Origin of the sequence: Archangium lipolyticum (genome assembly GCF_024623785.1) — a bacterium.
Classification (GTDB): Bacteria; Myxococcota; Myxococcia; order Myxococcales; family Myxococcaceae; genus Archangium; species Archangium lipolyticum.
Genome location: NZ_JANKBZ010000017.1, coordinates 86,355 through 112,211, shown reverse-complemented (window position 1 = coordinate 112,211; position 25,857 = coordinate 86,355). Strand labels below are relative to the sequence as shown.

Genomic DNA, 25,857 nt, shown 5'->3' with positions numbered 1-25,857 from the left:
GATCTTCTAGCGCTCCACGTATCCCTTGAGGCCGACGGCGAGCGCGTCGAAGACGATGCGGCAACGTGGGGTCGACTTGAGGTTCTCGTGCATCGCCAGCCAGGTCCCGAGCTTCAGCTCGAAGGCATCCGAAAGCACGCGGACGAGGTTGGGGTCCCGCCTCGCCAGCGCGACCTGGCAGACGCCGATCCCAAAACCGGCCCGGATCGCCGCCAACTGGGCGAGGTCGCTGTTGGTCCGCAGCGCGAAGCGGGCCACGTCGAACTTCGGGACGCTCTTGAGCAGGCTCCGGATGGCCGGTGTCTCCCGGTCGAAGCCGATCACGCTGTGCGTGGCGAGGTCCTCGAAACGCTTCGGCGTGCCCCGCCGGTCGAGGTAGCTCCGATGGGCGTGCAGCCCGAGTGGGATCGTGCCGAGGCGGCTCACCACCAGGGACTCCTGGCTCGGCTCCACCATCCGGACGGCGATGTCGGCATCGCGTCGGAGCAGATCCTCGACGGTGTTGGAGACCGCGAGCTCGATGACGAGCTCCGGATACTGCTCTCGCAGGGCCGTCAGGAGGGGCGGTAGGACCTCGATACTCATGACCTCGCTGGCGCTCACCCGGACGGTGCCCTTCACGGTGCCACCCTGGCCCGAGGCGGCCCGAAGCAGGGATGCCGCCGTGGAGGACAGCGCCTCGGCGTAGGGCAGCAGCTCCAGGGCCGCCTCCGTGGCGGCGAGGCCGCGCTGCGAGCGGGTGAAGAGCTGGAAACCGATCGCCTGCTCGAGTGCCTCGATGTGCCGCCCGATGGTCGGCTGCGTGAGTCCCAGCGAGCGCGCGGCGCCGGACAGCGAGCCCTCCCGTAGAACGGCCAGGAAGGTCCGGTAGAGGTCCCAGCTCGGGTCGACGCGGTTCATGCATTTCCGTATAGCGACCCCACGCATTCATGCAATGGCGTTCAGAGGCCCTGGAGGCGATGTTCCTGTCGTGGACAACGAACGGAGAACACACATGACTCGGAATCGGAATGCACTCGTCCTCGGAGCTACCGGCGGTATCGGCGGAGAGGTCGCACGGAGGCTGAAGGCGCGCGGCTGGACGGTCCGGACCCTCCACCGCGACCCCGCCAGGGTGGCGGCTGGCAATCGCGACCAGACCGGCTTCACCTGGTTCCAGGGGGATGCCATGCACCCCGAGGAGGTCGTCGCCGCGGCCCGGGGCGTCTCCCTCATCGTCCACGCGGTGAACCCGCCCGGCTACCGCAATTGGGGCGAGCTGGTGTTGCCCATGCTGGACAGTACCCTCGCGGCGGCACGGGAGAGCGGCGCCCGTATCCTCCTGCCGGGGACTGTCTACAACTACGGACCCGACGCGTTCCCGGACGTGGATGAGACGTCCCCACAGCATCCCGTCACCCGCAAGGGCGCCATCCGCGTCGAGATGGAGCGCCGCCTGCGTGCGGCCGCCGCCAGAGGCGAGGCGAAGGTGTTGATCGTCCGCGCCGGGGACTTCTTCGGGCCCGGGGCGGCCAACAACTGGTTCTCGCAGGGCCTGGTCAAGCCTGGCCAGCCCGTCACCGCCATCACCGCTCCGGGCCCGCGGGGCATCGGCCACCAGTGGGCCTACCTCCCGGACGTCGCCGAGACCATGGTCCAACTGGTGGAGCGCGAGGAGGCGCTCGAGACCTTCTCGACGTTCCACATGAACGGACACTGGGACGACGATGGAACCCGGATGATCGCCGCCATCCGCCGGGTCGTCGGCCGTCCGGACCTGAAGGTCCGCGCCTTCCCCTGGTGGTTGCTGGGACTGGCCTCGCCCTTCATGCCGCTGTTCCGGGAGCTGAGGGAGATGCGCTACCTGTGGGAAACGCCGGTCCACATGAACAACGCGCGCCTCCTGGCCGTGCTCGGCAGGGAGCCCCACACGCCGCTCGACGAAGCCGTCCGGACCACCCTGGTCGGCCTCGGCTGCCTGGAGGGCGGTGTCGCGCTCCCCTCACCCGCTACTTCCTGCTGACCCACCGGTCTCGAGCTGGGGTCCCGTCCCTGCGCGTCACGACCCGCGCTGCCGCTCGACCTCGGCGCGCAGACGGTCCTCCTGCGCGCGCAGCTCCGGCGTGAGCTCGCTGCCGAAGTCCTCGGCCTCGAAGACCGGACGAATCTCGAGCTCCGACTCCTCGCCGGGCATGGGGTCTGGGCAGCGGCGCGCCCACTCCACGGCCTCGTCCATCGACTTCACCTGCCAGATCCAGTAGCCGGCGATGAGCTCCTTCGTCTCGGCGAACGGACCGTCGATGACGCTCTTCTTTCCGCCCGAGAACCGCACGCGCTTGCCCCTGCGGCTCGGGTGGAGGCCGTCGCCGGCCAGCAGGACGCCGGCCTTCACCAGCTCCTCGTTGTACTTGCCCATCTCGGTGAGCAGCTTCTCGTCGGGCATCACGCCCGCCTCGGAGTCCTTCGTTGCCTTGACCACCACCATGACGCGCATCGTCGTTTTCCTTTCGGGTTGGGAGGACGCTCCGGGCGAGGATGACCGCCAGCGTCTCCTTTCTGAATGGCGACGAACGAGCCTGGCAAGGATCGACACGCCCCCCCGGAATTCGTCACCGTAACCGGGCAGCCTACGAAACCGTCGTGATTTCCAGTGCTTATGCTTGGAGCCCAACACCACGCGTACCGGGGTGGCCTCGTTCCGGCGTCAGCCGAGCAGGCCGGCTGGGGGCAACAGGATGTGCTGCCTCGGTGGCCTGGGCCAGCGGCCACGCCTTGATGGGAGGGGGTTGGAACCTGCCTTCCTCGAAGCCCGCACGCAGGTCATCTTCCATGGTCTTCATCTTCGTTCTCCATTTCTGCCATCCAGAACGAGATGATCGAAGAACTCGTCGTCCACATGAACAGTGACTCCCAGATTGGCACCGGCGGCGGACCGCAGGAAGCCAGACTCGTCAGGGGTCTTCCTCAGCGGAGTCGAGGGGAGTTGGACGGTGCTGGTATTCTGGCTGGATGGAACCCGCCATCACCTTTCGTGCCCTCACGGAATCGGATCTTCCTCTGCTGCACACCTGGCTGGCGCGTCCGCACGTGACGGAATGGTGGGAACCCGCGCCCACGGCCGAGCAGGTGCGCGAGGACTATCTGCCGCGCCTCGCGCCGCCGGACATGCTGCCGCTCGATGCGCCTGCCGGAGTCGTGCAGTACCTCGCGTACGAGGCCGGCGAGCCCGTCGCCTTCGTGCAGGCCTACCGCGTCATGGCCCACCAATCCGAGGGCTGGTGGCTGAACGAGACGGATCCGCATGCCCTGGGCGTGGACCAATTCATCGGCTTGCCCGAGCGCCTGGGCCAGGGGCTGGGTACGCGCATGCTGAAAGCCTTCATCGAGTTTCTGTTCAAGGACCCGCGGGTGACCCGCATCCAGACCGATCCGGAGCCGACGAACGCACGGGCGATCGCCTGCTACCGCAAGGTGGGCTTCCGGGACGTGGGCGTGGTCGAGACGCCTGACGGCCTGGCGCTCCTGATGCGTATCACGCGCGGTGCTCGAGCGTGACTGAACGCGGTATGGGCCCCCGCGGAGGGAGCGACTGTTGCTCTACTCTACGTGCAACGGATTTGAAGAGGAGCACTGGAATCCAGCTGCCGTGAGTGCAACGGATTGACGGGGTTTTGCGGGGTTTGTACGGTGACCGCAACCCCTTGGACATAGGAGTCAAAAGCGACTCGTGCGCGGCTCTCCATTGGCAGACGTGCACGACCCCTGGCCTGTCGCGAAGCTGCTGTGTCGACAGCTCTGTCACGAGGTCCTGCATGTGCACCACCGCCATGAAGTGGGCGTGCCTCTAACCGTACGGATATTCCACGTGTAGAGGGGATGAGGGCCCGGTTGCGGAACAACCAGGCCCCCATCACGCACTATCGTGGCGAGGCAGCGACCGCCCCGGCGACCACGAAGTCGAGGGAGCCCCTGCTGGAGGGCCCGAGGGTGACGGGATTGGTGAAGTTCGCCGGCTCGACCACCGCACCCGGGATGGAGGCGGTCAGCGTCCACTGCCCTGCCGGAACGGGACCCAGGAAGTACTCCCAGAGTCCCTGTTCCGAGTTGTAGTAGGAAGTGGTGGTCCTCAGCCCATCGGAGATGGTGGCGGGCCCGTTGGCTCCATGGATGTTGCCGTAGGCATACCAGCCGGTGGAGGTGAAGTTCGTCCCCGTGACGGGTCCGGCCAGGACCTCGACGGGCTGGGTGAAGCCCTGCGGGATGAACTGCCAGCCCGCCAGCGTGGCCGTGAGCGTGTGCAAGCCCTCCGGCACGCCCTCCAGGGAGTAAGCCCCCGTGCTGTTCGTCACGGTGGAGCGGGTGCCATCGCTCACGCGCACTCCGGCCACTCCGATTCCTTCGTGCGTCACCCGGCCTTGGATCGCGTAGCTATGAATGGCAGTCGCGGTGAAGTCCAACCCATCCTGGGTGCCAGACACCGCCACCGGCACGGTGAATTCGCGCGTGAGGGCGTAACCGTGGCGGATGGCGCTCAGCGTGTGGTGACCCGAGGGCACGTGGGCGAGCGTGTACCTGCCGTCCGAGTCCGTGTACGTGACGCGAGTGCCGGTGCCATCCGAGATGATGGCGTCCGAGAGGGGAAGACCTCCGTGCGTCACCCGCCCGGAGAGGACGAAGGAGCTCGGCGTGCCCACCTTCACCAGGACGGAGGCGCTGGCGGTCCGGCCCTTCATGTCCGTCACCGTGCACCGGACGCGGTAGTCCCGCGCGGTGTCGAAGGTGCGGGAGACGGTGGGGCCGTTGGTCCCGAAGGTGTCATCCCCGAAGTCCCAGGAGTAGGCGAGTGCGTCTCCATCCGGATCCTCCGCGATGGCGGTGAAGGCGACCGAGCCATTGAGCGGCACCGCGGTGGCGCTCGCGGTCACGGAGACCTGGGGCGCGCGGTTGTCCGGGAAGCTCCCCAGGTTCACCACGACATCCAGGGACTGGGGCTGCGTGCCTCCGAGACGAACCGGCGTGACGTGGATGCCGGCGTTCTCGTCGGAGAAGGTCCTGCCAATGACGAGCGCGGAGTCGTTCCGGCCGTTGGGGCTGCCGGGTGTCATGTCGAGCAGCTGGCTCGCTTTATTGCTGGTCGGATGGCCCCAGTTGATGGAGACCCCGTTCATGAACCAGGGGTTCGCGCTGACGGACTGGCGGAAGTCCACCCAGTAGCTCTTCGTGCCAATGGGGCGCGGAATCCGCAGCGCATACGTGCTGGAACCGGAGGGCTCGAGTGCGTGGAGGCGGTAGGTGCCGCTGGCCGTCACCGTCTGCACCTGTGTGGGCTCGATCCACCCGAGCAACGTCTTGTACCAGGCATTGAAGTCATACAGCGACGTGCTTTTGGCGCCCATGGTGTCGAACGGGTGGCCGTAGTCCAGGAGCGTGCCGGCGCCGATGCTCAGCCCATTCGTCGGAATCCAGGCGTTGGCGTGACTCAGGCCGAAGTTGTGCCCCAACTCATGCGCGAACACCCGGGCGGAGAACTCCCCGTTGACCCACATCCCCTTGCCCTTTATCGAGCCGAGCCCGGCCCATTGGGTGAAGATCTTCTTGAACCCGACGGCGTCCAGCTCGTACCCCGCCGTGTCCCAGCCCGCGGCCAGCGCGGCCTCCCGCGCATGCTCCAGCAGGGTCATGATGTTGTCCTGCTCTTGCAGGTAGAAGGCGGTCGTCTCGGGCATCCGCAACACCGGCGTCACGGTGACCTCGACCGTGGTGCGCCCGTAGGAGTTGGCCTTGTAGTAGTTGCTCACGGTCGTGTTGATGATCGACTGCACGGCGCTGGCGGAGGCGGGCTCGCCGGGCAGGTCGCTGAAGTCCACCAGGATGAGGAGCAAGCGCTTGTGGCCCTCCGTCCAGGCGGAGAGCTGCGACACGCCGAGCGCCGAGCGGTCCTGCTCACGACCCTTGTCCTTCAAGGACTCGCTGAGCACGGACAGGCGTTGCTGCTCGCACAACACCATCACCCCATCCCCGGCATGCACGCGCAGGCCGCCCCCGGCGCTCACGTTCCTTCCAGCGCACGAGCTGTCCAGCCGTACCGGCAGTCCTTGCACGCTCTCTCCCGGAGCCAGCACCCGCACCGGGCTGTCGCTCACCGCCATGCGGTCGTCGAGCACCACGCCATGCAGGGGGATCTCCTTCTGGCTCGGCTGGTCCAGCCGCCAGCCATGAACGAAGGCCCGGTACGTCCGGCCCGCGAGCGTCACGAACCGCACGACGTGCTCTTCGTGCTCCGGGGCACTCTCTGGAGGCAGGGCGCTGAGGACGCTGAGCTCGCCCATGCCGCTGACGGGTTGCTCCAGATGCCGCAGCACCTGCTCTGGCATCTCCCTGCGCACATGGAAGGCCAGCTCGTGCCGCAACGCCTCACGGGGATCCCCGGAGATGAGCGCCGAGAGGGCTACCCGGCGTGTCATTGCAAGGGATTCGCCTTCGGGCACGAGGGACGGCCGGGCCGAGGCTCCCGTTCTGAGGTAGCGCTCCGCCCAGGCATCGAACGCCGTGAAGGCGTTGGCGCCCACCACCGCGGGACGGGGCGCGGCGGCCGGGGGGGTTGTCTGGTTACAGCCCAGGAGGAAGAGAGTGGCGAGCCAGAAACTCGCCCATCTTCGACGGAACGGCGGGGTTGGGGTCATGAGTACCTCGCTGCGGGTTGGGACCCGCGACCCCAGCAATCGCCATACCGGGAACGTCCACTCCCGAACGCCCTCCAACCTCCTGGATTCCCAGGGGTGTTATGTCTCTCAAAATCTGGAAAGGCCTCTCAAAAAAGTGAAAAGTCGCAAAGTTTGCGAGGTCCGCAAGCTTTTCACCCCCTCCTGGCTACTTCTGGCCGTAGTACGCGTTCTGGCCGTGCTTCCTCTCGAAGTGCTTGCGGATGAGACGATCGGAGAGGCGGGGCGCGTCGGGAGAGAGACCGCGGGTGATGAACGCCATCTTCGCGAGCTCCTCCAGGACAGCCGCGTTGTAGACCGCCTTCTCGGCGGTCTCTCCCCAGGCGAAGGGCGCGTGCCCGGCCACCAGGACCATGGGGGTATGCAACGGATTCCGGCTCCGGAAACACTCCAGGATCTGATTCCCGGTCTCCGTCTCGTAGTCGCGTCCCACCGCGTCGTCGGTCATGAGCGCCGTGCAGGGGACGTCTTCGGCCAGGTGGTCGGCGTGGGTCGTCCCGTAGATGGGGATCGGCAGGCAGGCCTGGGCCCAGCCCGTGGCGTAGGTCGAGTGGGTGTGGACGATGCCCCCGAGGCCTCGCAGGTTCCGGTACAGGACGATGTGGGTCCTCGTGTCCGAAGAAGGTCGGAGGGTGCCTTCGACGATCCTCCCCTCGAGATCGACCACCACCATGTCATCCACCTGGAGCTTCTCGTAGGCGACCCCGCTCGGCTTGATGGCGAAGACGCCCGCCCCGGGATCCAGGGCGGAGACATTTCCGAAGGTGTAGATGGCGAGCCCGCGCCGCGGAATCTCCATGTTCGCGGCCCAAGCCCGTTCCTTCAATTCGCGATATTTCGATTCCATGAGGCCTCGATGCGGTTCGGTTCGGTGCTCGAGAGTTCTCGCGGCCTACCCGCCAGCATGGGCAGCCCGCTCGGTGGCCGTGGGCGCGGGGAGCTGCTGCCCGTTGACCTCTCGGGTCGCGCGGGCGGGCTCCTTGCTCCGGGGACCACGCGCCAGCGCCCTCTGCAACAGACAGAAGACGAGCAACAACAGACCAATGACGATCTTCGTCCACCAGGAGCTGAGGCTGCCCTCGAACATGATGAGGGTCTGGATGGTGCCGTAGATGAGGACGCCGACCAGGGTGCCCGCGACATAACCCGAGCCACCGGTGAGCAAGGTGCCCCCGACCACCGCCGCCGCGATGGCATCCATCTCCATTCCCTGCGCGTGCAGCCCGTACCCGGAGAGCATGTAGAAGGTGAAGGCGATGCCCGCCAGGGCGGAGCAGAAGCCGCTGAACGTGTAGGTGAGGATCTTCGTCCTCGCCACCGGAAGGCCCATCAGCAGGGCGGACTGCTCGCTCCCGCCAATCGCGTACAGGGTCCTCCCGAAGCGCGTGTAGTGGGCGAGGTACATCGCCACCACCAACACCACCAGTGCCATGACGACGTTGACGGAGATGGAGGTGTCGAACGGCAGCGGAAAGCGGATCGCGGAGACCTCCGTGAAGAACGGGTCCGTGATGGCGATCGAGTCGATGCTGATGAGGTAGCAGAGCCCCCGTGCGAAGAACATCCCCGCCAACGTGACGATGAAGGGCTGGACCTCGAAGTACTGGATGACGACCCCGTGGACCAGGCCGATGGCCGCCCCCATCAGCAGAACCAGGGGAATGACCAGCGCGGGGCTCCAGCCCCGGTTCTCGACCAGGGTCGCCAGGACCATGGTGGTCAGAGCAATCACCGAGCCCACCGAGAGGTCGATGCCACCGGAGATGATGACGAAGGTCATCCCGATCGCGGCGATCAACAGGAAGGCGTTGTCGACGAAGAGGTTGAGGAAGACCTGGAGCGAGAAGAATCCCTCGAACGCGACCGAGCCCGCCCCGAACATCGCCACGAAGAGTCCCAGGGTGACCACGAGCGGCAGGTAACGCGGGTCCAGGCGGGGCCTCGGATGCGCCGGCGTCAGAGCGGGGAATGCCGCGGCGGAAGCAGCGGAGTTTCCATCGTTCATCACAGTGCCTCCCGGAGCTTGCCCAGCGTGGCGATGCGGTTTCGCACCTTGTCGGACTGCAGGATGCTGACGAGAAAGACGACGGCCGCCTTCACGACGAGCGTCACCTCGGGCGGCACGCCGACGGAGTAGATGGTCGTGGTGAGCGTCTGGATGATGAGAGCCCCCAGCACACTGCCCACCAGCGTGAACCGGCCGCCATTGAGCGCGGTACCACCCAGGACCACCGCGAGGATGGCATCCAGCTCGAAGAGCAGTCCCGCGTTGTTGCCGTCCGCGCTCTTGACGTTCGAGCTGACGATCAGGCCCGCGATCCCCGCGCACAGGCCGCAGAAGGCGTAGGCCCAGAAGGTGATGGCACGCGCGCGGACTCCCGCGAAGCGGGCGGCGACGGGGTTGAGGCCGACCGCCTCGATGAAGAGGCCCAGCGCGGTCTTCCGGGTGAGGAGCAGGAGCAGCGCCAACACGGCGGCCACGATGAAGAGCGAGAACGGGAGCCCCGCGAGGAAGCCATTCCCGATGAAGAAGTAGGGGGTGTAGTAGATGGTGATGATCTGACCGCCCGTGATGAGCTGGGCCACGCCGCGCCCCATCACCAGGAGGATCAGCGTGGCGATGATGGGCTGCATGCCGAAGAAGGAGATCAGCATGCCGTTCCACATCCCGAAGAGCATCGCCACGGCCAAGGTGACGACGATGACGAGCGGCAAGGGATACCCGGCCGCGTCCTGTGCCCCGCCACTCAGGTCCAGCTGGCCGCCGATCATCGTCGCCGCCACCGCCCCCGAGATGGCCACCACTGCGCCCACGGAGATGTCGATGCCGTGTGTGGCGATCACCAGCGTCAGCCCCATGGCGATGATCATCAGGGGCGAGGCGCGATTGAGGATGTCGATCAGGCTTCCGTAGAGGTGCCCATCCCGGATGGTGATGGAGAAGAAGTGGGGATTGAAGGCCAGGTTGAACAGCAGGAGCAGGGCCAGTGTGACCAGCGGCCAGAAGACCCGTCCCCTGGCCAGACCTCGCAGGAGCTCGGACGTGCGGTTCATGCCTGGCCTCCCGCGATGATCCGGAACACCGTGCTCTCGTCCGCCTCGCCCGCCTCGATTTCGCCCACCTTGCGGCGGTCGCGCATGACGGCGATGCGATCCGAGTAGCAGAGGACCTCTTCGATCTCCGAGGAGATGAAGAGGATGGCCATGCCCTTGTCACACAGCTCCATGACCTTCTCCATGATCTCCAGCTTCGCCGCCACGTCGATGCCACGGGTCGGCTCGTCGAGGATGAGCATTCGCGGGTCGGTGGCCAGCCAGCGCGCCAGGAGCACCTTCTGCTGGTTTCCGCCCGAGAGCTGGGAAATGGGCTTCTCCGCATCGGGAGTCTTGATGCCGAGGGCCTGGATGTAGGTTGCCGCCAGTTCGTCCTGCTGTTTCCGGGAGAGCGTGCGGAAGATGCCTCGCTTCGCCTGCAGGGCGAGCACCATGTTCTCGCGGATCGACAGCTCGCCCACGATGCCCTCGTGCTTACGGTCCTCCGGGCAGAAGCCAATGCCATGCTGGATGGCCTTCAAGGGTGAGGAGAGCTGCGCCGACTTCCCCTCGATCTTGATGGAACCCTGCTCGGCCCGATCGATGCCGAAGAGCAGCCGGGCGATCTCGGTCCGCCCCGAGCCAAGGAGACCGCCCATGCCCAGCGCCCTACCCCGCTTCACCTCCAGGCCCACGTCCTGGACCGAGCCCCTTCGTCCGAGCCCCTCCGCGCTGAGGAAGGGCGCCTCGGATTCATCGTTCCCTTCGTCCCGGGTCCCATCCTCCGTCGACGAGGGGCGGGCGCTCTTGGCCCTGCCCGGGCCCGCCTCGGCGACCTCGCGGCCGACCATCCGGGTCACCAGCTCGATGCGCGACAGCTCGGCGATGGGGTACTCGCCGACGAGCTCGCCGTTCCTGAGGATCGTGACACGGTCGGAGATCTCGAAGATCTGATCGAGGAAGTGGGTGACGAAGAGGATGGCCATCCCCTGGGCCTTGAGCTTCCTCATGACCGACAGGAGCATCTTCACCTCATCCTCGGCGAGGCTCGAGGTGGGCTCGTCGAGGATGAGGATCTTCGCCTGTGTGCTCAGCGCGCGGGCGATGGCGCACACCTGCTGCACCGCGATCGAATAGGCGGAGAGCGGTGCGGTGACGTCGATGTGGATGTTGAGGTCCGCCAGGAGGGCCTCCGCCTTCCGGTTCATCTGCTTCCACCGGATGGCGAAGGCCTCGGAGGGCTCATGACCGAGGCAGATGTTCTCCGCGACCGAGAGGTTCGGGCAGAGGTTCACCTCCTGGTAGACCGTGCTGATCCCGAGCCTCCGGGCCTCGCTCGGGCTCCTGGGCTTGATTTCGCCGCCCTGGAGGAGGATGCGTCCCGCGTCCGGGCGATGGACGCCCGTCAGGAGTTTGATCAACGTCGACTTGCCCGCGCCATTCTGGCCCACCACCGCGTGGACCTCGCCCGGCAAGAGGCGGAAGTCGACACCACGCAGAGCCTGGACACCGGAGAAGCGCTTCGAAATCCCCTTCACTTCGAGCACCGGAACGGCTTCGGTCATGGACGCCTCCTCGCTCAAGGCATGGGTGTCAGTACTTGCGGCTCGGGAACTCCTTGGCGGCGGTCTCCTGCGGGAACACACCCTCTTGCGTGACGATGCGCCGGGGCACCGGCTTGCCGGCCACCACGTCCTTCGCGAGGCTCATCAGCTGCGGCCCCAGCAGCGGGCTGCACTCCACCGTGCAGTTCAGCTTGCCGGCGATCATCGCCTCGAAGGCGCCCTTCACCGCGTCGATGGACACGATGATCACGTCCTTGCCGGGCCGCAGGCCGGCCTCCTCGATGGCCTGGATGGCGCCAATGGCCATGTCGTCATTGTGCGCGTAGAGGACATTGATCTTCTTGCCCTCGGCCTTGAGGAACGCCTCCATGACCTCCTTGCCCTTCGCACGGGTGAAGTCGCCGGTCTGCGAGCGGATGATCTTGAGCTTCGGATGATCCTTCAGGACCTCCTCGAAGCCCTTCTTGCGGTCGATGGCGGGAGCGGAGCCGACGGTGCCCTGGAGCTCGACGATGTTCACCTCACCCTTGGCGGCCAGCTCCTTGACCGGCGGATAGTCGACCAGCCACTTCGCGGCGCGGCGGCCCTCCTCCACGAAGTCCGAGCCCAGGAAGGTGACCCAGAGCGACTCGTCCTTCGAGGAGACGGCACGGTCGGTCAGGATGACGGGAATCTTGGCGGCCCTGGCCTCCCGGAGGACGGGCTCCCAGCCGGTCTCGACCACGGGCGAGAAGGCAATCACGTCCACGCGTTGCGCGATGAAGGAGCGGATCGCCTTGATTTGGTTCTCCTGCTTCTGTTGTGCGTCGGAAAACTTCAGGGTGATGCCCTCCTTGGCGGCGGCATCCTTGATCGACTGGGTGTTGGCCGTGCGCCACTCGCTCTCCGCACCGACCTGGGAGAAACCGAGCACTATCTTCTTGCCATTGGCCAGGGCGAGGCCCGGGCCGAACGCAAGGATGAGAAGGACTGCGGACGCTACGTTGAACAGGGCTCTCTTCATAGGTCGCCTCTCTCTTCGTGCTGTCTGGGGGGGTGAAAAAACCGTGCTCGCCTACCGGGCCAGCCGGTACGCGAGGTCGTTCCAACGGAGCTCGTTCTTGAGGGTGGAGAGCTCGGTTCCACTGCCGATGTGGATGAACTCGATGCCCACCATCGCCGCGAAGTCCTGGAGCTGGGAGACGGTGACGGCGCGGCTGAAGCCGGCATGGTGGGCGCCACCCGCGAGGATCCAGGCCTCGCAGCTCCGCTTGAAGTCGGGCAGGGGCCGCCAGACGGCGTGCGCCACGGGCAGATTCGGCATCGGCTTCTCGGGCTTCACGACGTCGAGCTCATTCACGATCATCCGCATGCGGCCGCCCATGTCGACGAGGGTCGCGTTGAGCGCGGGGCCGGCCCCGGCCGCGAAGACGAGGCGGCAGGGATCGGCCTTGCCACCGATGTCGAGGGGATGGACCTCGAGCGAGGGCTTGCCCTCCGCGATGGACGGGCAGACCTCGAGCATGTGCGCGCCGAGGACGAGCTCGTTCCCCTTGGCCAGGTGGTACGTGTAGTCCTCCATGAAGGAGACGCCGCCGGGCCGCCCCGCGCTCATCACCTTCATGATGCGAATGAGGGCGGCCGTCTTCCAGTCGCCCTCCGCACCGAAGCCATAGCCTTTCGCCATGAGCCGCTGACAGGCGAGGCCGGGCAGTTGCTTGAGCCCATGGAGATCCTCGAACGTGGTGGTGAAGGCGCTGAAGCCGCCCTCCTCGAGGAAGCCGCGCATTCCAATCTCCTGCCGCGCGGCATCGCGCAGCCCCATGCGCCGCTCGCCTCCCTTCCTGAGGGCCGGAACGAGGGAGTACGTGTCCTCGTACTCCGAGACCAGGGCATCGATCTCGGAATCGCTCACGTCGGCGATGCGGCCGACCAGGTCACCCACGGCATAGCCGTTCACGGACCAGCCGAACTGGATCTGCGCCTCGACGCGGTCGCCTCCGGTGACGGCCACCTCCCGCATGTTCATGCCACCGAAGCGGACGATCTTCATGCGCCGCGACTCGGCGAGGCCACAGGCCGCCCTCGCCCAACCGTCGAGCTTCGCCAGGACGTCCTCGTCCTTCCAGTAACCGACGACGATCTTCCGCTCCAGCCGCAGCCGGGCGCCGATGAACCCGAACTCGCGGTCGCCGTGGGCGGACTGGTTCAGGTTCATGAACTCCATGTCGATCTTGTCCCAGGGGAGCTCGCGCTCCGTCTGGGTATGGAGGTGGGCCAGGGGCTTCTGGAGGCGCGAGAGCCCGGCGATCCACATCTTCGACGGCGAGAAGGTGTGCATCCAGGTGATGACGCCGACACAGTTCGGCGCGTTGTTCGCCTCCAGGCAGACGTTCAGGATCGCCTCGGGATCGGTGAGCGTGGGCTTCCAGACCACGCGGACGGGAAGCTTCCCGGAGGCGTCGAGGGACTCGGCGATCTTCCGTGAATCAGCGGCGACCGTCGCCAGCGCCGCATCACCATAGAGATGCTGGCTTCCGGTGAGGAACCAGACTTCCTGCTTCTTCGAATCGATCATGACCCTGCTCCTGTTTCTCGTTCCGGTCCTGGCCTGGACATGGGGGCCTACTGCGTCAGCTGCTTCTCCACGAAGCCACCGAGCTCGAGGTAGCGCTGGTAGAGCGACGCGTAGTGCCTGGCGCGCTCGGGGTCGGGCCGGTAGGTCCGCTCGACGCCAGGCGACATCGCCTCCTGTGCGGCCTCGACCCTGGGATGGAGGCCAGCGGCGGTCGCCGCGAACATCGCCGCACCCACCGCCACGGCCTGATCGCCCGCCGAGACCGCGATGTCCATGTTCATCACGTCGGCCAGGGTCTGCATGATGAAGGGGCTCTTCCTGGCCACGCCGCCCATGGCGATGACACTGTCGAGCCGGATGTCCGCCGACTTGAAGCGCTCGGCGATGGCGCGCGAGCCGAAGGCCGTCGCCTCGACCAGGGCCCGGTAGAGCCGCGGAGCGTCCGTCCCCAGGTTGATGCCGGTGATGGCTCCCTTGAGGCGCTGATTCGCGTCAGGCGTCCTCCGCCCGTTCATCCAGTCCAGGGCCAGGAGGGAATTGTCTTCCAGCGGGAGGTCCTTCGCGGCCCGCTCGAGCTCCGGAATGACACGCTCCAGGAGCGCGTCGGCGAGGGGCTGTTTCGTTGCGGCGTCCCCTCCTGCCAGGGCGGGGAGGATCGCCTCGAGAGGCCAGCCGAGGAGCTTCTTGAACCAGGCGTAGACGTCACCGAAGGCGGACTGCCCCGCCTCGTAGCCGAGCATTCCCGGGATGATGGAGCCATCGACCTGACCACAGATGCCCGGGACCAGCTTCTCCGGCTCCTGCGTCCTGGGCACCACGACCATGTCCAGACAGCTCGTCCCCAGGATCTTCAGCAGCTGGCGCGGTTTGATGTTTCCGCCCACGGCGCCCATGTGCGCATCGAAGGCTCCCACGGCGACGACGGTGTCCCGCGGCAGGCCGAGCTTCGTCGCCCACTCCGCGCAGAGGGTGCCGAAGGGAATGTCCGAGGTGAAGGTCTCCCTTCCGAGTGAGGCCTTGAGCTCGACCAGACGCGGGTGGAGCCGGGCGAGGAACGCGTCCTCGGGGTATCCGCCGAACTCGGCGTGCCACATCGCCTTGTGCCCCGCGGCGCAGCGGCTGCGCTTGATCTTCCCGAGCTCGTCACACCCCGTCAGGACGGCGGGTATCCAATCACAGAGCTCCAGGACACTGACCGCGGCCTGGGCCACGGCGGGATTCGTCTCGACGATCCGGAGCGCCTTCGCCCAGAACCACTCGCTGGAGTAGATGCCGCCCTCGTACCTCGTGAAGTCGGCTCCGCCCCAGGTCCGCGCGGTCTGGTTGATGCGCTCCGCCTCGGCCACCGAGGTGTGGTCCTTCCACAGGATGAACATGGCGTCCGGGCTCTCCCGGAACCCAGACGTGAGGGAGAGAGGCACACCGCGCCGGTCGGTGAGGACAGGCGTCGAGCCGGTGGTGTCCGCCGCGATGCCACGAACCCTGGACGCAACGTCCTTCCCCGCCCGTGCAAGCGCCTCCGTGATCGAGGCGTGCAGGGTCTCCAGATAGTCGAGGGGGTGATGGCGAAACCGGTTCTCGCTCGGATCGCAGTAGAGCCCCTTCGCCCAGCGGGGATAGTGCTGGACCGAAACGCTCACCACCTCCCCGTCCGACGCGTCGGCGACCACCGCCCGGACGGAGTCCGTTCCAAAATCAATCCCGATGACGAACGCCTCGCGCTTCATGGGGACCTCCAAGAGAACAGCAATGAGTGGGAGCGGCCGGGCTCGAGCGAACCCGGTAATGGCGGCGGATTGTGAGCGCTAACATGCGGGGCGTCAAGCGAAGCGCTTACAATCCTGACGCGTGTAAAGCATGATGCGACGCGCCAACGCATGACGCGTTGCACAACCCTCCGGCCGACCTGGACAGGCATCGAGCCTGTCTCCAAGAGCGGAGCCGGCCATGAGGATATAGGCTGTCACAATGAGTGGATCCCAGACGGGACGCAGGACCCAAGATCGCAAGAGCCGCCCGCCCGTGATGGCGGATGTCGCGAAGCTGGCTCGTGTTTCCCATCAAACAGTTTCCCGCGTGCTGCATGACAGCCCGCATGTGAAAGGCGACACCCGCCAGCGCGTTCTCGACGCCATCCGGCAGCTCAACTACCGGCCGAACTCGGTGGCGCAGGCGCTGGTCACGGGGCGGACGATGGTGATCGGGGTCGTCAGCTTCGACACCGCGCTCTACGGACCCGCGTCGACCCTGATCGGCATCGAGGAAGCAGCGCACGACGCGGGCTACTCGGTCAGCATCACGAGCCTGCGGTCGCTGAACCGGGCCTCGGTCCTGGATGCGGTGCTACGCCTGCGCAACCAGGGAGTGGATGGTGTCGTGGTCATCGCCCCGCAAAAGACGGCGGTGGAGGCGCTGCGGCACCTGCCACCCGGCGTCCCCGTGGTCACGGTCGAGGCCGGCTCCAACAGTCCGGTGCCCATGGTCGCCGTTGACCAGCTCGGAGGCGCCACGGCCGCCACGCGGCACCTGCTCGACCTGGGTCATCGAACTGTCTGGCATATCGCCGGGCCAGCGGACTGGATCGAGGCCGAGCAACGGGTCGCCGGTTGGCGGGCGGCGCTGAAGAAGGCCGGCGCCCCGGTTCCTCCCCTGCTCCGTGGCGACTGGAGCGCCCACTCCGGCTACGAGCTCGGGCGGCAGTTGATCCAGACGCCCGACGTGACGGCGGTCTTCGTGGCCAACGATCAGATGGCCCTGGGGCTCTTGTGCCTGCTCCACGAGGTGGGCCGTGAGACGCCACGGCAGATCAGCATCGTCGGCTTCGATGACATCCCCGAAGCCGCGTACTTCACGCCGCCGCTGACCACGGTGCGCCAGGACTTCGCCGAGGTCGGGCGGCGCTGCATCCACCTCCTCCTCGGCCAGCTCGAGGAATCCACGCGGACCAAGGAGCACGTCGTGGTCCCGACGCAGCTCATCCTGCGCAAGAGCACCTCCCCGGCGAAGGCGCGCTGAGGCCGGCTCACCCGGGCACGCCGCGAGAGATCGCGGCGACGAGCGCGTCCTCCTGGCCCAGCTCGTGCGCGAGATCGAACGTCGTATAGCGGTTTCGGAGCAGACGGACGTTGCGCACGGGCAGCAGCCGGTAGTCCTCGTCGATCCCCAGTGCGTCGAGCGAGAAGGGAAAGCCGGTACCGGCCAGCAGGTCGATCGCGTCGGACAATTCCCTCAGCAGGGGCTCGGCCATGGCCTGAATGGAATCCCTCGCTCGGGCAAATGCATCCAGGCGCTGGGCCAGCGTCGCGCGATCGAGCACCCGGCCTCGCATCTCCTCCGCGATCTTCCGCCGGAAGGGGCTCATCTTCGCCTCCAAACGCTCGTCCCACGCAGGCTCGCGCTCCAGCGCCACGAGCCTCCCCTCCAGGTCCAGCTCCGCCTCCGCCAGCCGGCGGTACCAGTCGACATAGCCGGGCAGGACGAGCCGGCACGCGGCGCCAACCAACAGCCCGTGCAGGTCGTGCTCCTCCTCGGCCACGGCGCCCGCCATTTCCCAGAAATGCGCGATGGTGTGCTCGGCCGAGGCCGCCGGCCGCGAGCTGCCCAGGGCCTGCATCGCGAACCCCGACACGAGCGCCGCTTCGGTGAGTGAGCGAACCGCCGCGAGAGGCCTGGCCTGCCAGGTGCGCGCGGCCGCGAGCGCCTCCCGGGCGGACCCGAGGGCCAGTCCGGCGATGGTGTCGCAGAGGGACTCGCGCGTCACCATCCGGGCGAGGTTCCAGTCGAGATGGGCCAGATACTTGGCCAGCAGATCTCCAAGGCCCGCCAGGAATAGCGGACGGGGGGCCCGGCCGATCACCTCCAGGTCGCCCACGATGACCTCGGAAGGCCGGGCCGGGACGGCCTGATGGTACCCCTCGATGCGGATCGCCGCGGTCGCCGAGCTGTAGGCATCCACCGAGGGCGCGGTCACGACGCACCAGTTGGGTACACCGGTGTCCAGGGACACCTTCTTCACCAGATCGCTGATGACACCACTGCCCACGCTGACCAGGAGATCCGGAGAGAGTGCCCTCACCTCGGCGGAGAGCTCGTTCACCAGCGCCAGCGTCGGGACCGGCCTCGGCTCCCCGGGAAGGATCCGCGCGGCGATCCGGCTGGCGCTGACGGCCGTCTTCCATCGCTCCGCCGCGGCGGCTTCCGTGTGCTCGTCACTCAGCACCCACAGCACCGGACCGCTCCCCCGCTGCCGCCGGAGGAGTTCGGCCGACTCCCGCAGTGCATCCTCGCCGACGAGGACCTGCTTCACCAAGATGCGGTGGTGCTTCCCACAGGTACAGGCGAGCACCCCGTCCGGACCGAGGCGCTCGAGGAGTTCTCGCAAAGAAGAAGTGGACATCCTCGCAACCTAACCAAGACAGGAAGCGACACGCCATGAACTTGGGTGAAGCGCTGAGCGGTCATCGCGCGCAACCGGCCACGCCCTGAATGTTGGCTTCAGAGCGTTGCATGAAATGATGCGGCGCGTTGCCAGAATTATCTGGATTCAGCGTCTTGACCGTCAGTGTGGATTCCATTCACCCTGACACGATTCGAGGCGCGGATGTTCGCCCCGATGTCCCGCTGCACCCCCCCAACCCCGAGGAACTCCCATGCGTCGAAAGAAAGTGGTGAGCAACTCCACCTCCGGCATGTTAGCGCTCACATGCCGGCGTTCCCGGCTCTCCCTCCTGCCGGTTTTGTGGGCCGTCCTTCTGCTGTTCACGCTCCGGCCCGCCCCGGCAACCGCGACCTCGAGCGTGTACACCATGAGCGCATTCACGAGCTCCAGTGAATCGAACATGTATGTGTACCAGTCCTATAACGGAACCCATTACGGGCTGATGAAGGGACCCGCCTACACACCACCGTCGGGGTTGATCCGGGATCCCAGCATCCTGAAGCACACCGACGGGATGTACTACGTCACCTACACCACGAACTGGGAAGGCAACACGATTGGCTTCGCCCGAAGCACCGACCGTGTGAACTGGACCTTCCTCCGGAATGTCACCCTCCCCGTCACGAACCTGCAGAACACCTGGGCTCCGGAGTGGTTCAAGGACAGCGACGGCAGCGTCAACATCATCGTGTCCCTGCGTACGACCGGCGCCACCAACTTCACCCCCCATGTCATCAAGGCGCAGAACAGCTCACTGTCCGCCTGGTCCGCTCCCGTGCCGCTGGCGGGACTGAGTCCCAATTACATCGATACCTTCATCGTCAAGCTCGGGAGCACCTACCACGCGTTCACCAAGAACGAGACCACCAAATACATCGAGTACGCGACGTCCTCCAGCCTGACCGGCCCCTACACCTTTCGAGGCACCGGAGATTGGGCGGGCTGGGGAAACTGGGTGGAAGGCCCGGCCCTGTACCAGCTGGACGATGGCACCTGGAGGATCCTCTTCGACGGGTACACCGTCGCGAAATACTACTACAGCGATTCCACCAACACCTTCGCTTCCTGGTCGGCCAGGAAGGAGCTCCCCACGCTCACGGGCTTCGTCCGGCACCTGACCGTCCTGAAGGAGACGGGGCAGCCCGGCGATATCAGGCGTCTCCAATCCTTCAACTTCCAGACCCGCTTCGCCCGCCATTACAACTATCAGGCTCGCATCGACACGAACGTGACACCAGGTGAGGACTCGCAGTTCCGGATCGTCCCCGGTCTGGCCGACAGCAACGCCATTTCGTTCGAATCGGTCAATTTCCCCGGCCACTTCCTGCGGCATGACAGCTTCCTGCTCGTCCTGGCGAAGAATGACGGCACGAGCCAGTTCAAGCAGGACGCCACCTTCAGGGACGTCCCCGGTCTGGCCAATTCGAGCTGGTACTCCTACCAGTCATACAACCTGCCCGACCGCTACATCCGGCACTACGACTATGTGCTCCGGGTGGATCCCATCACCACCTCGGTCGAAAAAGCGGACGCGACGTTCCAGGAAGTCACCCCCTGAGCCAACGAAAGGAAGGAATCCCCATGACTTCGTCATCCATCGCGAAGCAGTTCGTCCCCGCGCTGTTCGTCGCATCCCTGGTCCTGCAGCTGACGGCAGCTACCGCCATGGCCGCGGCCCCGCAGTACACGAACCCGCTGATCCAGCAACGGGCCGATCCCCATATCTACAAGCACACCGACGGCTACTATTACTTCACGGCTTCCGTTCCGGAGTACGACCGGATCATCCTGCGGCGTGCGAAGACCCTCCAGGGACTGGCGACCGCGTCGGAAACGGTCATCTGGAGGAAGCATGCGTCCGGCGAGATGGGCGCGCACATCTGGGCGCCGGAGATCCACTTCATCAATGGCAAGTGGTACATCTACTTCGCCGCGGGTGCCTCCAACGACATCTGGCGAATCCGCATCTATGCCCTCGAGAACGCCAGTGCCAATCCCCTGAGCGGCACCTGGACCGAGAAGGGCCGCGTCTTCACGCACCTGGATTCGTTCTCGCTCGATGCGACCACCTTCGAGCACAACGGCCAGCGGTATCTGCTCTGGGCGCAGAAGGACCCGGAAAGCAACCTGTACATCGCGAAGATGAGCAGCCCCACCACCATCACCCTGCCCGCGGTCCTCCTGGCGAAACCCGAGTACGCCTGGGAGACCCAGGGCTTCTGGGTCAACGAAGGCCCGGCGGTCATCAAGAGGAACGGAAGGATCTTCGTCGCCTACTCCGCCAGCAAGACCGATGACCGCTATTGCCTGGGACTGCTGACGGCCTCCGCGAACAGCGATCCGCTGAATCCGGCATCCTGGACGAAGTCGCCGAATCCCGTCTTCATCAGCAACGAGAAGACGAGCCAATACGGCCCTGGCCACAACACATTCGTCATAGGCGAGGACGGGCAGACCGACATCCTTGTCTACCATGCGCGGAACTACAAGACGATCGTCGGCGATCCACTCTACGACCCGAACCGCCATACCCGCGTGCAGAAGCTCTATTGGAACGCGGACGGAACCCCCAACTTCGGGATTCCGGTCGCGGAAGGGGCCACTCCCTTCCGGTTCAAGTCCCACAACCTGCCGGGCTACGTCATCCGCCACTGGGAGTTCAGGGCGAAGCTCGAAACCAACGTCAGCAACCTGGGGGATTCACAGTTCAGGCTCGTGGCAGGTCTTGCCGGCTCCGGTACGGTATCGTTCGAGTCAGCGAACTTTCCGGGCTATTACCTGAGGCACAAGAACTTCGAGCTGTGGCTGGAGAAGAACGACGGCTCCACCTCGTACAAGAACGACGCGTCCTTCCACCAGCGGGCAGGTCTGGCGGACAGCAGTGGCTTGTCGTTCGAGTCCTACAACTATCCCGGCAGGTACATCCGTCACTACAACTACCTGCTCTACGTCCAGACGCTCTCCACCGCCACCGACCGGTCCGACGCGACGTTCCAACTGGATTGAGGCTCTCGAGGTAGAGGAGGACCGTACCGCGCGGAGAAAACCCCTGGGAGCCTCCTCCTCGCCTATCATGCGTCTCCCCTACCCCATTGGAGGAGACCATGAGCCAGAAGCTGCTGCTGTCACCTCGCGAGCTCGCCCAAGCACGAGCTCGCGAAGAGAACCTCGTCATCATCGACACCCGCTCCCCCGAGGAATACGCCGCCGGGCACATCCCCGGAGCGGTCAACGTCCGGGACGTGTTCACCTACCTGTCGGACTCCACGCCGGAGGGGCTCGCGGCGATGCAGCAGACGTTCGCGGACCTCTTCGGCAAGGCGGGGCTCTCGGGCAAGGAGACTGCGGTCATCTACGAAGATGCGATGAACAACGGTTATGGGCAGTCCTGTCGTGGCTACTTCCTGCTGAAGTACCTCGGATATCCGAGGGTGGCCATCCTCCACGGTGGGCTCCGGGCCTGGATGAAGGAGGAGCTGCCACTCTCGACGGAGCCCGTGGAGCCCGAGCCGAAGCGGTTCCCACTCGATCCGAAACCCGGGCTGATGATCGACCGGAACGAGATGCTACGGGCCTTGAAGGACCCGTCCGTGGTACTGCTCGACGTGCGAGACCAGGACGAATGGGTGGGGGCCAGCTCCTCGCCCTATGGGGCCGACTTCTGTCCTCGCAAGGGACGCATCCCTGGCTCGGTGTGGATCGAGTGGTACCAGATGATGCGCAAGCAGGACGACATCCCCCTGTTCATCTCGAAGGATGAGGTGCGCTCGCTCTGCGCGTCCGTCGGCATCCAGCCCGAGGCCAGGGTCTACCTCTACTGCTTCAAGGGGGCGCGGGCCTCGAACACGCTGGTGGCGATGAAGGAGGCCGGCTTCGACGACGTGCACCTCTACTTCGGTTCGTGGAACGAGTGGTCGCGCGACCCGGCGCTACCCATCGAGCAGGGCGAGCCGGATCCACGGCGCATGGCGCCTCGCGCGTAGCGCGCCGAACACGTCAGCCCCCTGCTATTCGGCGAATCGTGAGCCCCTCGGAGAAGGAGTTCGTCATGGCGATCACCAGTCCATCTCGATTCTGGCGCGACCCACGACTTCCCTGGGTCGAAGCCCGGGTCGTGGCCGATGGTCGCACCTTGTGCCACGCCGCCCATGCGCACGAGAGTTTCTCGGTTGGCGCCGTGGTGGGCGGGCGCAGCACCTACCGTAACGGGCACTGGCAGGAGGTGGTCGGAGCGGGTAGCACGGTCATCATGAACCCGGGTGACGTGCATGCCTGCAATCCCATCGGCAATGAGCCCTGGGCGTATCTGATGCTCTACATTGATGCGGCATGGTTTGGCGCCCGCCAGGTGGAGCTGGGGCTGGGAGCCAACGCCGACTTTCATCCCTTCGCGGTGAAACAAAGCCAGGCGCCCGCTCTACACCAGCAGATCCTGGGCCTCTATCGGATACTGGCCGACGAAGCACAGGACTCACTGGCCCGGGAGCAGGCGTTGGTCACCTTCGCCGACCAATTGCACACGGCCCTTTCATCAAGGGGTACTGAAATGCCGGCCTGCGACCCCCGGCTGCGGCGGGCCGAGCAGTACATCCGCGAGCATTGTCTGGAACCGATCTCCCTCGACGACATCTGCGCCGCGGCCGGGTTGTCGGCGTCACACCTGATCCGCACCTTCAAGCGGCGCTATGGATTGACGCCGCACGAATTCGTGGTCAATGGCCGCATCCAGTACGCCCGTCGCCAGCTGCGCCAGGGCCGGCCGATCGCCGAAGTGGCCCAGGCCGCCGGGTTCGCGGATCAGGCCCACCTGCAACGCACCTTCAAGCGCTACCTGGCCGCGACTCCCGGGCATTACCAGGCCAGCAGCAGATAGAAGGCGCAGCTAGCGAGCAGCAGGGCCATGGCCCGGTTGAAACGGCGCAACCTGGTGGGGTTGTCGACCCAGTGCCGGATGGAGTTGCCCACCGCGGCCCAGCAGGCGATGGACAGGTAGCACACCACGAAATAGATGGCCGCGAAGCGCCCGATCACCGCGACCCGACCGCCCGCGGCGAAGGCGCCCATACCGGCCACGCAGGCCAGCCAGGCTTTCGGGTTGAGCCACTGCATCAAGGCTCCGCTCCAGTAGCCAGGCCGGGTGTCGTCGTTGGCGCCCCCCAGCTGGCCGTCGTCCGACCAGAGCTTCCAGGTCAAGTACAGCAGGTAGACGACTCCCGCCAGGCGCAGGCTACTGGCGAGCCACGGCCAGGTCATGAAGGCTTCGTGCAGACCCAGGCCGATGGCCAGCAGCAAGAGGGTGAAGCCCAGGGTCGCACCAAACACATGGCGCAGACTGGCGCGCAAACCATGGCGGGCACCCGCGCTCAGAGCGACCACGTTGACAGGGCCAGGGGTAATGGACAAGGCCAGCGCGAACGCGGCCATGGACAGGGAAAGATTCATATCGACCTTCAAAGCCATTGGGTTCGAAGGCAAGCGTAGGGAGGTGGGCGGGCCGGGGTATTGAACAAAATGCGCCTGTGGCGTCACGCCGGATCGCGGCGGTGCGCCACCGTGGGCTCGGGAGAGAAGCGAGCCTGCCGGGGCTCCAGCTCGTCCCCCCTGTGCTCGGCCAACATGCCGTACAACTCGGGACGCCGGCCTCGAATCCAGCGGCGCCCGGTGCACAGCGGGAGCAGGCCAATGTCGAGGTCCGCCACCACCATGTCGTCACCCGCCCGCCAGGTCTCCACCAGGATGCGGCCATAGGGATCGAGGATCATCGCGTTGCCGGTCCGGACCTCATCGTCGTCCTGGCCGACGCCATTGCTGAACACGAGGAACATGCCGTTATCGTGGGCACGTGCCGGGAGCCAGCGCATCAGCCACTCCCGCCCCTTCGGACCGCGGAATTCAGCCTCGATGGCGCCGGGGTCTTCCGCTCTCCGGCGCCAGAGCTCGGGGTCGATCCGTCCCATGGCGTGCGGGCTGCGCGAATTCGTCCCGCCAGTCTGATGCGGTGCCAGGAGCACGTCAGCACCCAGGAGCGCTGTCGCGCGGGCGTTCTCGACGAGGTTGTTGTCCCAGCAGATCAGGACTCCAACCCGGATTCCCAGCGGCGTTTCGAAGACGGTATGGCGATCGCCACTCGCGATATGCTCACTCTCGAATGCGTGGAGCTTGCGATGGGTATGAACCGTCCCATCCGGGAGACAGACGGCATAGGCGTTGTAGAAGCGGCCGTCGGCGCCCTCCTCGATCAAGCCAGCGCCCAGCACGAGGTCGTGTTCGCGAGCCAGAGCACGGAGAACGTCGACCGAGGGACCAGACGGAATGGGCTCGGCCAGGGCCGAGATGCCATCCCGATCGAGGTTGCGAACATGCCAGTAGCCCGTCACGCACATCTCCGGAAAGGCGATCAGGTTGACCCCGCTGGCGGAGGCCAGGCCGGTGAAGTACCGGATGCGCTCGAGGTTGTAGGCTTTATCGCCCGGTCTATGCTGGAACTGCACCGAAGCGACCCGTACGCTCGTCATGGCTCGAACTCCCCTCTGTCAGGATGCGCCCGTGGACCGTGCCGCCGGCTCGGAGGCCGGTCTCGGCGCGAAAGGGAGCATCCAAAACGAGGCCCGTCCCGGTAAACTGTCGACCTTTGCCCCATGCCTGCCGAAAAACGCACACCCCCGTTGGATTGGGACGACCTCCGCCACTTCGCGGCCCTGGCCCGGCACGGCAGTCTTGCCGCCGCGAGCCGGGCACTGGGTGCCGCCCGCTCGACGGTCGCGCGGCGTGTCGAGGGGCTGGAGCGCCAGCTCGGCAGGCCGCTGCTCGTTCGGAAACCAGACGGCTTCGAGCTCACCGCCGATGGCGCGACCGTGTTGGCGCAAGCGACCACGATGGAGGAGGCCGCGCAGGTGGTGCAGCGCCGCCTCGATGCCCATGACGGTCCAAGGGGACCGGTGCGGCTCACGACGTCCCGCTCCCTGGCCCATGGCTTCCTGGTGGAGCGGTTGGGAACGCTGCATGACCGCCATCCAGGGCTCGACGTCGAGCTCATCGCCGAGACGCGGGTGCTCAGCTTGTCCCGCTCGGAGGCCGACATCGCGATCCGGCTCGGCCGGCCCGCGGACAGCGACCTGCTCTCCCGACGGGCCGCCACGGTGGGTTATGGCTTCTTCGCTCCCGCTCGAAAGCGCGATGCCCTTCTCTCCCGCGAACAGCCCCCCCTCGTCGGGTATGGAGCAGACGATCAGGCAACCGAGGCGGCCTGGATGGCGGCACGCTTTCCCAACCATCGGTTCGTCTTCCGCAGCAACAGCCTCCAGGCTCAAGCGGCGGCCGCGCAGGCCGGATACGGCATCGTGCTGCTGCCCTGCTTCCTGGCCTCGTGCTACCCGGGCCTCGTGCGGATCCCGTTCGGCCCGCTTCCGCCCGACCGCGAGGTCTGGATACTGATGCGCCGCGATGCGGCCCGGACCCTCCGGGTGAGGGCGGTGGCGGACCATCTGTTCGAGCTCTTCCGCGATGAGCGCACGCTGCTGTCCGGGGCGTAGGCACAGGGGCAAGCAAGCCCACTCGTACGCC

General features: G+C 66.2%; 21 protein-coding genes. 8 read left to right on the top strand and 13 right to left on the bottom strand.

Annotation, left to right across the window (positions count from 1 at the left end; translation table 11 throughout):
• Nucleotides 1–6: 6 nt before the first annotated feature.
• On the bottom strand, nt 7–900 hold the full coding sequence (locus NR810_RS31065) for a LysR family transcriptional regulator (RefSeq protein WP_257458018.1): 894 nt from the start codon (nt 898–900) through the stop codon (nt 7–9).
• A gap of 94 nt (nt 901–994) precedes the next feature.
• On the opposite strand from NR810_RS31065, the gene NR810_RS31060 reads away from it, so the two are divergent.
• A complete protein-coding gene (locus NR810_RS31060; RefSeq protein ID WP_257458017.1) occupies nt 995–2,002 on the top strand; it encodes an SDR family oxidoreductase in 1,008 nt (335 codons plus the stop codon).
• Nucleotides 2,003–2,038: 36 nt separating this feature from the next.
• Here the strand turns inward: NR810_RS31060 and NR810_RS31055 are convergent, their stop codons facing one another.
• Complete coding sequence (locus tag NR810_RS31055; protein WP_257458016.1) at nt 2,039–2,473, bottom strand: YciI family protein; 435 nt, start codon at nt 2,471–2,473, stop codon at nt 2,039–2,041.
• 515 nt (nt 2,474–2,988) lie between these two features.
• On the opposite strand from NR810_RS31055, the gene NR810_RS31050 reads away from it, so the two are divergent.
• Entirely contained in the window at nt 2,989–3,534 is a 546-nt protein-coding gene (locus NR810_RS31050; protein ID WP_257458015.1) for a GNAT family N-acetyltransferase, read from the top strand.
• 362 nt (nt 3,535–3,896) lie between these two features.
• Here the strand turns inward: NR810_RS31050 and NR810_RS52240 are convergent, their stop codons facing one another.
• The 8 genes from NR810_RS52240 to NR810_RS31005 form a co-directional block, all read right to left on the bottom strand.
• Nucleotides 3,897–6,662: a PKD domain-containing protein gene (locus NR810_RS52240; protein ID WP_306818652.1), complete on the bottom strand. Its 2,766-nt coding sequence runs from the start codon at nt 6,660–6,662 to the stop codon at nt 3,897–3,899.
• Nucleotides 6,663–6,849: 187 nt separating this feature from the next.
• Nucleotides 6,850–7,548 (bottom strand): L-ribulose-5-phosphate 4-epimerase, encoded by a 699-nt coding sequence (locus NR810_RS31035; protein ID WP_257458014.1) that lies wholly within the window; start codon nt 7,546–7,548, stop codon nt 6,850–6,852.
• Between the two features lie 45 nt (nt 7,549–7,593).
• A complete protein-coding gene (gene yjfF, locus NR810_RS31030) occupies nt 7,594–8,706 on the bottom strand; it encodes a galactofuranose ABC transporter, permease protein YjfF (protein WP_257458013.1) in 1,113 nt (370 codons plus the stop codon).
• Nucleotides 8,706–9,755: an ABC transporter permease gene (locus NR810_RS31025; protein WP_257458011.1), complete on the bottom strand. Its 1,050-nt coding sequence runs from the start codon at nt 9,753–9,755 to the stop codon at nt 8,706–8,708. Before NR810_RS31025 ends, yjfF begins: the two co-directional genes overlap by 1 nt.
• Entirely contained in the window at nt 9,752–11,299 is a 1,548-nt protein-coding gene (locus NR810_RS31020; RefSeq protein WP_257458010.1) for a sugar ABC transporter ATP-binding protein, read from the bottom strand. The genes NR810_RS31025 and NR810_RS31020 overlap by 4 nt, the downstream gene beginning before the upstream one ends.
• 28 nt (nt 11,300–11,327) lie before the next feature.
• Nucleotides 11,328–12,302: an ABC transporter substrate-binding protein gene (locus NR810_RS31015; RefSeq protein WP_257458009.1), complete on the bottom strand. Its 975-nt coding sequence runs from the start codon at nt 12,300–12,302 to the stop codon at nt 11,328–11,330.
• A gap of 51 nt (nt 12,303–12,353) precedes the next feature.
• Nucleotides 12,354–13,856, bottom strand: coding sequence for an L-arabinose isomerase (araA, locus tag NR810_RS31010; protein WP_257458007.1), 1,503 nt, complete (start codon nt 13,854–13,856; stop codon nt 12,354–12,356).
• A gap of 47 nt (nt 13,857–13,903) precedes the next feature.
• Nucleotides 13,904–15,583 (bottom strand): ribulokinase, encoded by a 1,680-nt coding sequence (locus tag NR810_RS31005; RefSeq protein ID WP_257458006.1) that lies wholly within the window; start codon nt 15,581–15,583, stop codon nt 13,904–13,906.
• A 241-nt stretch (nt 15,584–15,824) separates the two neighbouring features.
• On the opposite strand from NR810_RS31005, the gene NR810_RS31000 reads away from it, so the two are divergent.
• Nucleotides 15,825–16,871 (top strand): LacI family DNA-binding transcriptional regulator, encoded by a 1,047-nt coding sequence (locus NR810_RS31000; RefSeq protein WP_257458004.1) that lies wholly within the window; start codon nt 15,825–15,827, stop codon nt 16,869–16,871.
• 7 nt (nt 16,872–16,878) lie between these two features.
• Here the strand turns inward: NR810_RS31000 and NR810_RS30995 are convergent, their stop codons facing one another.
• Nucleotides 16,879–18,252: an iron-containing alcohol dehydrogenase gene (locus tag NR810_RS30995; protein WP_257458003.1), complete on the bottom strand. Its 1,374-nt coding sequence runs from the start codon at nt 18,250–18,252 to the stop codon at nt 16,879–16,881.
• Between the two features lie 409 nt (nt 18,253–18,661).
• Between NR810_RS30995 and NR810_RS30990 the strand changes: the two genes are divergently transcribed.
• The 4 genes from NR810_RS30990 (at nt 18,662) to NR810_RS30975 (ending at nt 23,167) form a co-directional block, all read left to right on the top strand.
• Entirely contained in the window at nt 18,662–19,852 is a 1,191-nt protein-coding gene (locus tag NR810_RS30990; protein ID WP_257458002.1) for a glycoside hydrolase family 43 protein, read from the top strand.
• Nucleotides 19,853–19,875: 23 nt separating this feature from the next.
• Entirely contained in the window at nt 19,876–21,300 is a 1,425-nt protein-coding gene (locus NR810_RS30985) for a family 43 glycosylhydrolase (RefSeq protein WP_257458001.1), read from the top strand.
• Nucleotides 21,301–21,398: 98 nt separating this feature from the next.
• Nucleotides 21,399–22,277 (top strand): sulfurtransferase, encoded by an 879-nt coding sequence (locus NR810_RS30980; protein ID WP_257458000.1) that lies wholly within the window; start codon nt 21,399–21,401, stop codon nt 22,275–22,277.
• Nucleotides 22,278–22,342: 65 nt separating this feature from the next.
• Nucleotides 22,343–23,167, top strand: coding sequence for an AraC family transcriptional regulator (locus tag NR810_RS30975; RefSeq protein ID WP_257457999.1), 825 nt, complete (start codon nt 22,343–22,345; stop codon nt 23,165–23,167).
• Here NR810_RS30975 and NR810_RS30970 read toward each other — a convergent pair.
• Complete coding sequence (locus NR810_RS30970; RefSeq protein ID WP_257458102.1) at nt 23,146–23,718, bottom strand: LysE family translocator; 573 nt, start codon at nt 23,716–23,718, stop codon at nt 23,146–23,148. The genes NR810_RS30975 and NR810_RS30970 overlap by 22 nt on opposite strands.
• 101 nt (nt 23,719–23,819) lie before the next feature.
• A complete protein-coding gene (locus NR810_RS30965) occupies nt 23,820–24,809 on the bottom strand; it encodes a nitrilase family protein (RefSeq protein WP_257457998.1) in 990 nt (329 codons plus the stop codon).
• A gap of 123 nt (nt 24,810–24,932) precedes the next feature.
• On the opposite strand from NR810_RS30965, the gene NR810_RS30960 reads away from it, so the two are divergent.
• Nucleotides 24,933–25,826: a LysR family transcriptional regulator gene (locus NR810_RS30960; RefSeq protein WP_257457996.1), complete on the top strand. Its 894-nt coding sequence runs from the start codon at nt 24,933–24,935 to the stop codon at nt 25,824–25,826.
• Nucleotides 25,827–25,857: the final 31 nt, after the last annotated feature.